Source organism: Lewinella sp. (assembly GCF_050633125.1).
GTDB lineage: Bacteria > Bacteroidota > Bacteroidia > Chitinophagales > Saprospiraceae > Lewinella.
This window is the reverse complement of sequence record NZ_JBOEFX010000021.1, coordinates 204,382-215,615: the sequence shown is the minus strand read 5'-3', so window position 1 is coordinate 215,615 and position 11,234 is coordinate 204,382. Positions and strand designations below refer to the sequence as shown.

General features: G+C 45.3%; 12 protein-coding genes and 1 pseudogene. 9 read left to right on the top strand and 4 right to left on the bottom strand.

What is annotated here, in order from left to right; genetic code table 11:
• From ACRBG0_RS06385 to ACRBG0_RS06375, 3 genes and pseudogenes are all read right to left on the bottom strand, one after another.
• Window positions 1–214, bottom strand: a pseudogene (locus tag ACRBG0_RS06385) (sodium/proton-translocating pyrophosphatase); the annotation flags it as partial.
• Window positions 215–216: 2 nt separating this feature from the next.
• On the bottom strand, window positions 217–1,278 hold a 1,062-nt coding region (locus ACRBG0_RS06380; RefSeq protein WP_431486070.1), incomplete at its 3' end, for a sodium/proton-translocating pyrophosphatase.
• A gap of 307 nt (window positions 1,279–1,585) precedes the next feature.
• A complete protein-coding gene (locus tag ACRBG0_RS06375; protein ID WP_431486069.1) occupies window positions 1,586–2,176 on the bottom strand; it encodes a nitroreductase family protein in 591 nt (196 codons plus the stop codon).
• A 194-nt stretch (window positions 2,177–2,370) separates the two neighbouring features.
• Here ACRBG0_RS06375 and ACRBG0_RS06370 point away from each other — a divergent pair, with 194 nt between their 5' ends.
• The 9 genes from ACRBG0_RS06370 to ACRBG0_RS06330 all read left to right on the top strand — a co-directional run bounded on the left by ACRBG0_RS06370 (window position 2,371) and on the right by ACRBG0_RS06330 (window position 9,402).
• Complete coding sequence (locus tag ACRBG0_RS06370) at window positions 2,371–2,817, top strand: hypothetical protein (protein WP_431486068.1); 447 nt, start codon at window positions 2,371–2,373, stop codon at window positions 2,815–2,817.
• Between the two features lie 4 nt (window positions 2,818–2,821).
• Window positions 2,822–3,160 carry a hypothetical protein gene (locus tag ACRBG0_RS06365; protein WP_431486067.1) on the top strand — a complete coding sequence of 113 codons (339 nt, stop codon included), beginning with the start codon at window positions 2,822–2,824 and terminating at the stop codon, window positions 3,158–3,160.
• A 10-nt stretch (window positions 3,161–3,170) separates the two neighbouring features.
• Window positions 3,171–3,686: a DUF2867 domain-containing protein gene (locus ACRBG0_RS06360; protein ID WP_431486066.1), complete on the top strand. Its 516-nt coding sequence runs from the start codon at window positions 3,171–3,173 to the stop codon at window positions 3,684–3,686.
• 87 nt (window positions 3,687–3,773) lie between these two features.
• Window positions 3,774–4,817 (top strand): aldo/keto reductase, encoded by a 1,044-nt coding sequence (locus ACRBG0_RS06355; protein WP_431486065.1) that lies wholly within the window; start codon window positions 3,774–3,776, stop codon window positions 4,815–4,817.
• 14 nt (window positions 4,818–4,831) lie between these two features.
• Complete coding sequence (locus ACRBG0_RS06350; protein ID WP_431486064.1) at window positions 4,832–5,353, top strand: hypothetical protein; 522 nt, start codon at window positions 4,832–4,834, stop codon at window positions 5,351–5,353.
• 288 nt (window positions 5,354–5,641) lie between these two features.
• A complete protein-coding gene (locus tag ACRBG0_RS06345) occupies window positions 5,642–6,442 on the top strand; it encodes a hypothetical protein (RefSeq protein WP_431486063.1) in 801 nt (266 codons plus the stop codon).
• Between the two features lie 2 nt (window positions 6,443–6,444).
• Complete coding sequence (locus tag ACRBG0_RS06340; RefSeq protein ID WP_431486062.1) at window positions 6,445–6,948, top strand: DinB family protein; 504 nt, start codon at window positions 6,445–6,447, stop codon at window positions 6,946–6,948.
• Between the two features lie 62 nt (window positions 6,949–7,010).
• A complete protein-coding gene (locus tag ACRBG0_RS06335) occupies window positions 7,011–8,852 on the top strand; it encodes a glycoside hydrolase family 13 protein (RefSeq protein ID WP_431486061.1) in 1,842 nt (613 codons plus the stop codon).
• A 13-nt stretch (window positions 8,853–8,865) separates the two neighbouring features.
• The gene (locus ACRBG0_RS06330) at window positions 8,866–9,402 is read left to right on the top strand and encodes a GNAT family N-acetyltransferase (RefSeq protein WP_431486060.1); all 537 of its coding nucleotides are present in this window, start codon (window positions 8,866–8,868) and stop codon (window positions 9,400–9,402) included.
• Window positions 9,403–9,482: 80 nt separating this feature from the next.
• Here ACRBG0_RS06330 and ACRBG0_RS06325 read toward each other — a convergent pair whose 3' ends face one another.
• On the bottom strand, window positions 9,483–11,153 hold the full coding sequence (locus tag ACRBG0_RS06325) for an ABC1 kinase family protein (RefSeq protein ID WP_431486059.1): 1,671 nt from the start codon (window positions 11,151–11,153) through the stop codon (window positions 9,483–9,485).
• Window positions 11,154–11,234: the final 81 nt, after the last annotated feature.

Here is an 11,234-nt window from a genome sequence, read left to right as displayed (position 1 = left end):
CAGCCATTTCTGCAATACCACCAGCGTTATCAGATACTGGTCCGTAAGCATCTACTGCCAACTGGATACCCGTATTTGAAAGCATACCTACCGCTGCAATAGCGATACCGTAAAGGCCAGCAAATGAGTAAGAACCTACAATGGCTACTGCCAAAATAAGGATAGGAATAGCTGTTGACTGCATACCTACACCCAAACCAGCAATAATGTTGGTNNGTAGTCGAAGCCGTTGATGCTCCAAGTTTCAGGAAGCATCCAGTTTACGATCAGGAAGGTTGCGGCTAGCATCAGCGCTGCTGAGATAAACTCACCACGGTTCAATGCTTTTTGCGGATCACCACCTTCTTTTACTTTAACAAAGAAAGTACCGATGATAGAAGTAACAATACCTACACCTGCAAGAAGTAAAGGAAGCAGTACGGCATTGAGACCATTGAACTGATTACCAGTGCTAAATTCTCTGGCACCAGAAACCAGTGCTTGGGCAGGATCAGCTATGTTAGGATCAATTACTGCGATAAAAGCAGCACCCAATACCATTGTACCAATGATAGAACCTACGAAAGACTCGAACAAGTCGGCTCCCATACCTGCAACGTCACCTACGTTATCACCTACGTTATCGGCAATAGTGGCAGGGTTTAGCGGGTGATCCTCAGGGATACCAGCTTCTACTTTACCTACAAGGTCAGCACCTACATCGGCTGCTTTGGTATAAATACCACCACCTACACGGGCAAACAGTGCGATAGAAGATGCACCAAAAGAGAAACCAGTGATAACAGTGATCACTTTGTTGATGTCCCAACCCATACTGTTATAAGTGATGAACAAGGTGCCCAATCCGAGTACACCCAGTCCTACTACACCCATTCCCATCACAGAACCACCAGCAAAGGCTACCTCCAGGGCTTTACCCAAGCTCGTACGAGCGGCATTGGTAGTACGCACGTTGGCTTTGGTCGCAATACGCATACCAAAATAGCCCGCTAATGCAGAACAAATAGCTCCTAGCACGAAAGAAACCGCCACTAATGGGCTAGAGTTTTCGGCGTTAGCCGTTACGCCAAGTAAAATAGCTACTGCTATTACGAAAATAGCCAGTACGCGGTACTCGGCTTTGAGGAAGGCCATTGCACCGTCGGCAATGTTCTTGGCGATACGGCTCATACGCTCCGTACCTTCTTCTTGTTTGCTTACCCATGCGGAACGCCAAGCCATGAACAGCAAGGCGAGAATCCCAAAAATAGGGATAGTATACATAATTGTTTGACCCATAATTCTACTGTTTAAAAAGTCGTCGTTTTGTAAAATAGAGGAGCCCCCCCACCGGGTGATGGAGAAGCCCTTTTAATTATTAATCTTCGGGAAAACGCAGGTTTAACCTGCTTTCATTTGCCCGTTGGTTTTTCAAATTAACTTTGCTTTGGTTTAGCAGTCCGCAAAGGTAAGTAATTTTAAGAAGATAGTGTTACTATTGCTCTAAGTGCTGTACGAGCTTTTATAAAAGCTTTGTAGCAAGGGATACTCACACCTAAACACCGACCCCAGCTACGTTTTTATTCATACGAACTTTCTTTGGCTGTTATTCCGTCATCCATTCCACTTTTTCATTAATATCATCACGCTCGCGGGGAAGTGCTGGCGCCTGGTGGTGTGCAAGGTAGAACAGGCCGAGGCAACGCTCTCCTTCAGCAAGATTCAGAAACGGCCCAAGGTGGGTAATCAAACCAGGGCTGCTCCAGTAGCCTCCCAAGCCATGCGAAGTAGCAGTAAGCCAGAGGTTTTGTACAGCCATAGCTGTAGCCGCAAGCTCTTCCCATTCAGGTAAAGACTCCGCAGGGTCACGCTGCATACAGATGGCGATAACGGTATCTGCTTTGATGGGGTTGGTGGAGAGCTTTTTAAACTTTCTCTCAGAAAAGGAAGCCTCCGGCGTAAGCCGTTGATAAGTGCTTCCCAGAAAATCGGCCAGCCGCTGTCGCGCAGCACCACGAATAACTTTAAAACGCCAAGGCTCTGTTTTCTTGTGATTGGGAGCCCAATTGGCATTTTCCAGAAGATCATCGATAACCTCCTTGCTAATTGGCTTATCGGTATACATGGCCGGAAAGATAGAACTGCGACTGCTTATTATAGTCCTTACTTGTTCAGGACTAGGAAGATTACTCATCATAGATTATTTAAGTCTTACTACTATAGTAAACATACAATCCTTTGTTCGGGTTTTTCGAAAATCCAGTGTAGTTTCTTCAGTACGGAAAGTGTAGTTAATTTATTTTCAATAATTATTGAAAGTTTTGATAGAAAGGTTTATCTTTGGTTAAGAATTGAAAGAACACCTACTATTTCATCGAAAAACATTGAATTATGAATACGAGCAAAGATGTTTTGGATGCGCCCTTAGCAGAAATAATAAATCCCACAAACGGCAAATCCCATCATACGCCAATTGTCTTACTCAAATTGGATTTTGGGATAAGTGCTGTTTTACTGGTTTTATTCATTTTGGCCGGATTAGCTGCTATTTATGATAGGGAAATGATCATGCTGATGATGATTTGTGCCTTTTTCCTCGGTTGTTACCAGTTGTTGAGTGGCTTGATTGGCAGCATACGAGGGAATCGCAAAAAACTTATTTACTTTGTAGCAGCCCTCGCGTATTTGGCCATTTTAAGTGGGGTATACATGTATGCCAACACTGGACTCGGTGAGTCTTTTGAAGTAGTTATCGCTATTACTGGTTTGGTGTTGATTCCGATGGCTTTTGCCTGCTATTATACCAAGCTTTGCTACGATGTAATAAAAGAACAATAGTCTTATGATTAGCAGAACGAGATTAAAAATAGACAGTTTGGTACAATTGCTTTTAGGTGCAGGTGGCCTGGCGGCTTGGGCTACCAACAACTTCGTACTGGCCTTGAGCTTACTTTGGTTGTTATGGTTGTGGCAAACAGGTAGTGCCCTTGAATTGTGGCTCGATTATCGGCACCACAGCCGCAAGCCCTACCTCTTAGTCGCACCGATATTATTGGTACTGGCCTTATTTTCCTCTTTTGGAAAATTACTCCTAGCAATTTGCGCGGTAGTCTATATCTGGCATACCGTGCGCGACTACCAAGTCGTACTGCGACGGCCGCGATCATTCTGGGAACTATAACAATCCTGTCATGAGCAATACACGCATAAGTAAAAAGGAAGAAGTTTTCCTTACGGAGCAAACCAGCAAGCTATTTGACCCGTTAGATTTTGCAGACACTTTTTCGACGACTAATCATGAGGATAGCCTGGAGGAAATCTCCAAACTTATTTTCACCCTAAAATCGAAGTGGATCATTGCCCTTTTTGAGTTGAGAAATAAGCTAGTCAGCGTATTTGGTTTAAAAACAGATATCCCTTCTGACTATAAGGAAGACTTTGTTGTTGGTGGTTATGTCGGTTTTTTCAAAATATACGCCATCAGTGATGAGCAGCTCATTTTGGGAGCAGACGATAAGCATTTGAAATTTCGGGTAGGGATTCATAACACACAAGCAGCAACCAATAATATAAAAGTCACGACGCTGGTCCAGTTGAACAATACTTTCGGAAAAATTTATATGACGATCATCGCACCCTTTCATCGGCTGATTGTAAAAAGAATGGTCGGGCAGGGTTATAGTGATGCAGCACCTTCTGCTAGTTGAATAGCTCATAAGTGAAAACAATTACTTTTCCTCTGTTGTATTAATGGCTTAGTGGTGATTACTAGCGAACATTAATACTTCCATATCATGAAATATCAACTCTTTGGCCGTTCTGGCTTGCGTGTTTCTCCCTTGTGTTTAGGTACGATGACTTTTGGTAAAGATTGGGGATGGGGCTCCGATGCTGCCACAGCAAAAGAAATTTACGACGCCTTTATGGAAGCTGGCGGTAATTTTATCGATACCGCAGACGTCTACACCGAGGGCAGTAGCGAACGCATTCTGGCCGATCTCATCTCCACTGATCGAGATCACGTCGTTTTGGCCACGAAATACACGCTTTCAAATACAACTCACAATCCCAATAACAGCGGAAATCATCGCAAAAACCTGGTGCAATCCGTAGAGCAGAGCCTCCGCCGCCTCAATACCGATTATATCGACCTGCTCTGGGTACACGCTTATGATTACCTGACGCCCATTGATGAAATGATGCGGGCACTGGATGACCTTGTCTCTCAAGGCAAAATCCTTTACATCGGGATTAGCGATGCACCGGCCTGGGTGACAGCGCGCGCCAATACCATGGCAGAATTTAGAGGCTGGTCACGCTTTATTGGCAACCAGCTAGAGTACAACCTTACCGAACGGACCCCCGAACGCGACCTGCTCCCAATGAGTCAAGAACTTGGTCTAGGTGTAGTCGCCTGGAGCCCCTTGGCAGCCGGTATTCTCACAGGGAAATACAATAAAGACAACGGTAAAGGCTCAGGCGGCCGTATGGAAGGCACCACTTCCTATCGCCTCAACGAACGCAACTACAAGATTGCCGCCAAAGTGGTAGAAATAGCCCAGTCACTAGATGTTTCTCCCGCCCAAGTAGCACTCGCCTGGATCAGCCAACAGGGGCACATCCCTATAATTGGTGCACGCACACTCAACCAGTTAAAAGACAATATGGGGTCGCTTGACGTAACCATCAGTGCAGAACAAATGCAGCAACTGGAGCAGGTGAGTAGTATTGACCTGGGCTTTCCGCACGACTTCGTGACACGCCCTGGCGCACAAAAGATGATCTACGGTGGCATGGTCAACCAGATTAAAGGAAATAAGCACCCGTTGGTAGGATAAAGTAAAAGCAACTTATGGAAACCTTGAATTACAACGAAGAACAAAGAATTGTCCTAAACCTTCCTGGTTTAACTCAAAAAGACCAACCTGGCAATGAAATGCTGGGAAGTACAGCTGAGGCCAAAAGAGATAAAGGAGAGGTCTCCATGGTTTTCTGCTCAGAAGATTATGAACCTGTGGCCCAGCCTTCCCCAGAGCAACTCGAAGCCCTTGATTTTATCAAAAACCACGAAGCGGAGCTGGTCGAGGCGTTTTTTAAGTACACCAAAGAGGTACTTTATCCCACCCACATCGAATTTATTGGTTTTGATGAGATTGACTTCCCCGAAATTAACGGTGTAAAAGATCTGAGAAAATCCTTGGGAATCAATGACATCTATATCTGGCCACAACACAAAGAAGGCGTTTCCTATGTTGCTTATTATTTTGACTTTACCGGCGACTTTGAACACGGCGTGTATTTAATTGCTCACAAAACCAGAATACTGGGCTGGGAGGAGGACTTGGTTTTTGATAAGGTGGAGGCGGATAAGTGAATCTAAAACAAGTCTAGTTTATGACGAACCCACACACCTTATATTTACACGTAGAAAATCATAATTCTAGAAGTCGCAATATTAACGATCAAAGGAGGACAACAATTAGGTAAATACTTCAAGACTCTTCCTTTCTCAGCCCCCCTAACTAAAATGCTACCTTGAAATATGCCTGACATAAATGTAGGGATCTTACAATTGCAGCTTAGCTAGATTTATTTTAATTTGGATCGCATGAAAAATACTATCAAACCACTCGTGGCTCTTATAATTTAAACCTTGCGCTCTATGAAAAACATACGCTCCTCGCTACCATGTCCCTCACCATTTGAGAATCTGAAAATTTCATTGCTAAAAAAAGGACTCCTTCCTTTACTCTTGATAACCGTACTCTTCAGTTGCGAAGACCCCATGGACAATACACCTCCTATACCCATAGAACCTACCGTAAACTGCGATACCTTTCCTCTACCAACTATCGGGCAGTATTCCGAAGAGTGTATTATTCATAAATTTGTGGTCAAACGATTAATAGCGTTTCGTGGTGAATTCACAGAGATATTGGACATCAACAAGGACGGAGAAGACGATGTTTACTTTAAATTTATCGATCAGTCCTACGGGATTGCTGGCCCGCCAAGAGGGGAAATTCAAATAGGGCCAATTAAAATTTCAGATAGCATTAGTCAGGTGTATGTGGAGCGCGAATATTGTCGAAGGTACTTTTCAAGTATTGATGGGCAAGATACAATGCACTTTTATGGGTACATTGACGGTAGGTTCTGTGAGCACTACACAGAAGAAGAGCTGATGGAGTACGATACTTTTTCCGTGGAAATTCACGCAGATTTCATGGCACAGGACTACCTACAAGGAGATACTATCCCTTTGGCCGCTAACTGGACCAACAACACTGTTTTATTAACAAAACCTCCTTTTCTTCCTGGTAACCTTGACGTAACAACTTCAAAATATTTTTTATTTAAACAAGAATCCTCTGGAGAGGTAAAATACGGGTGGGTGGAATTTCGAATTGAAGCTGGCTACTTCACAGGAGGGATGATTGTTAGTTATGGTGCAATGCGATGAATATGATCCAACAAGAATTTAAAGACCAAGCTATCTTCCGCTTCCAAGAGAAGAAAACACATATCGCCAAATGCTTCCAGCAATTGACTGAGCAGGATATGTGGTCACGCCCCAACGCTTCTTCTAACAGCGTAGGCAATATCATCCTGCACCTTTGCGGAAATATTAGCCAGTACATCCTTGCTTCGCTTGCACAACAACCCGATGTGCGAGAACGCGACCTGGAGTTTAGTACAGAAGGGGGGCTCAGCAAAGCCGAATTGCTGCATAAAATCAGCACCACAATTGATGAGGCCTGTGCAGCAGTAAGCGCCTGTTCTGATACAGATTTGTTGCACAAACGCCAGGTGCAAGGCTTTACCTTTTCCGGAGTCGGGATCATTCTACATGCCGTAGAGCACCTTTCTTACCATACTGGACAGATTGCTTATTTGGTGAAATTGCGAAATGACAAGCAAATAGGACTATACGACGACTTTGACCTGAATACAAAAAACGCGGATTAAGGAAGTTTGCAATTATCCGATTTTTCTCATCTTAGCTTTTCGTACAAAAAAAACACGCAACGATGAGATGCTCCTTCCTTTCCCTGTTACTATTGATAAGTTTTGGCCTTCAATCCCAAAGCGCTATCGAGCGTATTGAGCCCGCTAGCTGGTGGACAGGTATGCATAATCCAGAGGTGCAACTTTTGGTTTATGGTAAAAACATCGGTGACCTATTGCCTAAAACTACCCATCCCGGTGTGAATATCGAGCGGGTAAGCAGGGTGAGCAATCCCAATTATCTTTTCGTCGATTTAAAAATAACTGCCGCTGCCAAAGCAGGAGATGTGGTATTGTCGTTTACCAGAAATGGTAAAGAAGTTTTACAACAAAAATGGCAACTCTTGGCGCGCAATCAAGACCTCTCCATGCGAAAGGGCTTTGGTAATGCGGACGTTCTTTACCTCATCACTCCAGACCGTTTTGCGAATGGCAATCCCGATAATGACAACATCGCAGGGATGCGCGAAAAAGCTAACCGTAGCACCTTGGGTGGCCGGCACGGCGGAGATATTGCAGGTATGCGCCAACACTTGGACTATATCTATGATCTTGGTTTTACCGCAATTTGGGTAAACCCTCTGCTGGAAAACGACATGGAGGCCTATTCCTATCACGGTTACTCTACCACAGATTTTTATCGTGTCGACCCTCGGTTTGGCACCAATGAAGAATACCAACTATTGGCTTCCGAAAGCCGCGAAAAAGGCGTAAAAGTCATTATGGACATGATCGTCAATCACTGCGGCCTGGAGCACTGGTGGATGAAAGATTTACCCTCCGAGGACTGGATCAATACCTGGGACGAATACACCCAAACCAACCACCGCAAGACCGTTTGGCAAGACCCTTACGCTTCCGCCATTGACAAGAAGGTATTCGCTGACGGCTGGTTTGTACCCACCATGCCCGACCTCAATCAGCGCAACCCATTTATGGCCACTTACTTGATTCAGAACAGCATTTGGTGGACAGAATACCTGGGCCTTGCCGGCATCAGAATGGATACTTATCCGTACCCCGACGAAGACTTCATGGCCGAATGGACCCGCCGCGTGATGGAAGAATTCCCCTACCTCAATATCGTTGGTGAAGAGTGGTTTGAAAACCCCAGCACGGTAGCCTACTGGCAGGCCGGCAAAGACAACCCCAACGGCTACACCTCTTACCTCCCTAGCTTGATGGACTTCCCTTTGCAGCAGGCTTTCGTGAAAGCATTGAATGAAGAAGAAGCATTCAAATCCGGTTGGATCACCGCTTACGAAATGTTGGCCCAGGATTTCCTCTATGCCGACCCAATGAACCTTGTCATTTTCCCAGACAACCATGACATGAGCCGGATCTTCCGCCAAGTCAATGAAGACGAAGACCTCTTTCGGATGGCCATGGTTTACTTTGCGACAACCCGGGGGATTCCGCAAATCTACTACGGTACGGAGATCTTGATGAGCAACGCTCCCGCCGGTGATCACGGTGATATCCGCAGTGACTTTCCCGGCGGGTGGGCCGGTGACCCCATCAATGCCTTTACTGGTAATGGATTGACCAGCGCGCAAGCGGCCGCACAAGACTTTACCAAGACTTTATTACGATGGCGCAAAAGTGCAGAAGCTGTCCATTATGGCAAAATGACCCACTTTTTACCCGAAGATGGCACCTATGTTTACTTCCGCTACAACGACGAACAAAAGGTGATGGTCGCTTTCAATAAAAACAACGAAGGAACTTCTCTGGACCTGGAACGGTTTGCAGAAATACTGGAAGGGGTAACCATCGGGAAAGATATTCTCACAGGTACCCCTCATGTCTTAGACAAACAGCTACAAATACCAGCCCGAGGAGTGATGATATTGGAGCTGGATTAAAAACACCCTACCAATGAATGCTTATTTCGAAACCCCAAGACTTATTTTAAGAGCCGTTAAAGCAGAAGACGCCCCCGGCTTTTTTGAACTCGACTCAGACCCAGAGGTTCATAAATACCTAGGCAATCAGCCCGTAAAGCACCTCAAGGAATCGGAGGAGATGATCAAGGATATTCAAAAACAATACGAGGAAAACGACATTGGCCGTCTAGCCATTATTGATAAAGCATCCAACGAATTTGTAGGCTGGTCGGGCCTCAAATACGAGACCGTTGTTCGTGCAGGTTTTCCTTATTACGATTTAGGGTATCGCCTGAAAAAGAAATTTTGGGGCCAGGGCATCGCTACAGAAGCAGGCATAGCATCCTTGCAATATGGTTTCCAAGAACGGCAGTTCGAAGAAATTTATGCCGCAGCAGACCTGGATAACATTGGCTCAAACAAAGTATTGCAAAAAGTAGGCATGACGTTAGTGGATCAGTTTGAATACTGCCAGGTACCACACAATTGGTATAAAATCACCAAGGCAGAATGGCAACTAATAAAGTGATAACCACCACGTTTACTTTGTTTTCAATAAAAAACTCCGCGTCTCTGTACCTCTGCGGCTGATAACCGCACAAAAGGGAACTAATATACCCTTTTCGCCTTCCTCCCAGAACGCCACAAGAGGTAGCCAAAAACAAGGCAAGCCCCTCCACTGATTTGCAGTAACACTTCCTCGGACTGTTTCCAGAAAAGATAACAAAAGGCAGCTCCAGTAATCAATAAAAGGGTCAAACTCAGTTGCCGGAGGCCCTGGTAAACCAAGCGGCCACTGTTGCGAGTATCAACGGAAGCTATATCCAACTGGCCTTGGCGAGCTTGCCGAAGGACGCCCTGCAATTCACCGGGAATGCTCAACAACTGACTGGTGGTATCACGGAGCACACGTGTCACAAACGAAACGAGATTCCCCTTTTCGCCTAAAACAAATTTTTGAACATAGGGCCTTACCACATCCAGCGGATTCAGCTGCGGTGCCAAAGTACTACTGATCCCTAGCAGCAGCGTAGCCATCCGATTCAACAAGACATATTCTTTAGGAACTTGTACCGTGCTGGTAATACCACCAATGCCAATATTTTTCAAAAGCTCAAAAAGACTGTTATTGAAAGGGTCGATTTCAATGTTTTTAAAATCTAGGCCTTCCAGTTTAATTTCTTGCTGGATGAAAGTACGCATCGCATCGATCATTTGTTCTGCCATACGTTCGGCTTCGCGCCCGGCGGCTAGAAAACCCATTTTTCGGCCAGCTTCCACCATGCCAGCCAAGTCGTTTTTGACAGCGGCTTCGATCAATTCTGATAAGCCCTCTCGCATAACAGGTTGCAAGCGAGCCACCGCCCCAAAATCCAGAATAACGAGGGTGCTATCGGCCTGTACCAACAAATTGCCGGGATGAGGATCAGCGTGATAGTAGCCATCCTTAAAGACCATTCGACTGTAGACCCTTAATATTTTGCGCGCTAGTGCTTCCTGATCTACGCCCCAGTTATCTAGCTGCTCTTTTTTATTGATTTTCACCCCAGCTTGGTAAGCTGTGGTCATTACCCTAGCCGTAGAATAGTCAGCAAAAACGATAGGGATAACTACGCCTTCTTCCTCTTTTAAATTTTCGGCAATCTCTTGCATGGCTCTGGCTTCTGCAACGAAATCCAATTCTTCTTCGATCATCTGCCTCACCTGCGTATAAAGGTGCTCCATACCCTGAATGTTGAACCACCAGGACATAATCGATTGTAAGCGTTGGATTATTTTCAGGTCTACCTCGGCTACAGATTCGATATCAAGATGCTGGACTTTGACAACCACTTCTTCTCCACTCTTAAGCTGTGCGCGATGCGCCTGTCCGATAGAAGCTGCCGCTAATGGTTCTTTTGAGAACGTAGCAAAAAGCTGTTCAGGGTCTGCGCCCAATTCGGTAACAACCCGCTGCTTTACCTGCTCGTAAGGGCGCGCTGGCACTTGATCCTGAAGGCTCTCCAGCGGCTCCTGAAAAGCCTCCGGGAGAAAGTTGGTCAGGATAGAAAGTAATTGTCCTACCTTTATAAAAAGCCCTTGGAGTTCCAGTACTGCCGTCTTTACCCTGGTGGCGTTTTTTTGGTGTAAAACCATAATACGCCGGTCGTAATAGGCTTGGCCGAATATCTTTTTCCGCCAATAAAGCCACAAGTAACTAAAACCAACACGAGCGGCGACGCTATATGCCCGACGTGTTCGTTTACCCGGAGAATGCAAGAGTTTATTGGGCTTTCTCATGACGATTAATTTAAACCATATTAAGAGACTTGTTTGCTGGGATCATGGCGAGGTTAATGCGCCTTAACGTCCCGCATTGTG

What these genes read in the sequence shown, in the direction of transcription:
- ACRBG0_RS06355 (WP_431486065.1), top strand. Translation starts at nt 3,774, where the DNA reads ATGAAATATCAACTCTTTGGCCGTTCTGGCTTGCGTGTTTCTCCCTTG.
- ACRBG0_RS06340 (WP_431486062.1), top strand. Translation starts at nt 6,445, where the DNA reads ATGATCCAACAAGAATTTAAAGACCAAGCTATCTTCCGCTTCCAAGAG.
- ACRBG0_RS06335 (WP_431486061.1), top strand. Translation starts at nt 7,011, where the DNA reads ATGAGATGCTCCTTCCTTTCCCTGTTACTATTGATAAGTTTTGGCCTT.
- ACRBG0_RS06330 (WP_431486060.1), top strand. Translation starts at nt 8,866, where the DNA reads ATGAATGCTTATTTCGAAACCCCAAGACTTATTTTAAGAGCCGTTAAA.
- ACRBG0_RS06370 (WP_431486068.1), top strand. Translation starts at nt 2,371, where the DNA reads ATGAATACGAGCAAAGATGTTTTGGATGCGCCCTTAGCAGAAATAATA.
- ACRBG0_RS06365 (WP_431486067.1), top strand. Translation starts at nt 2,822, where the DNA reads ATGATTAGCAGAACGAGATTAAAAATAGACAGTTTGGTACAATTGCTT.
- ACRBG0_RS06375 (WP_431486069.1), bottom strand. Translation starts at nt 2,176, where the DNA reads ATGATGAGTAATCTTCCTAGTCCTGAACAAGTAAGGACTATAATAAGC.
- ACRBG0_RS06360 (WP_431486066.1), top strand. Translation starts at nt 3,171, where the DNA reads ATGAGCAATACACGCATAAGTAAAAAGGAAGAAGTTTTCCTTACGGAG.
- ACRBG0_RS06350 (WP_431486064.1), top strand. Translation starts at nt 4,832, where the DNA reads ATGGAAACCTTGAATTACAACGAAGAACAAAGAATTGTCCTAAACCTT.
- ACRBG0_RS06325 (WP_431486059.1), bottom strand. Translation starts at nt 11,153, where the DNA reads ATGAGAAAGCCCAATAAACTCTTGCATTCTCCGGGTAAACGAACACGT.
- ACRBG0_RS06345 (WP_431486063.1), top strand. Translation starts at nt 5,642, where the DNA reads ATGAAAAACATACGCTCCTCGCTACCATGTCCCTCACCATTTGAGAAT.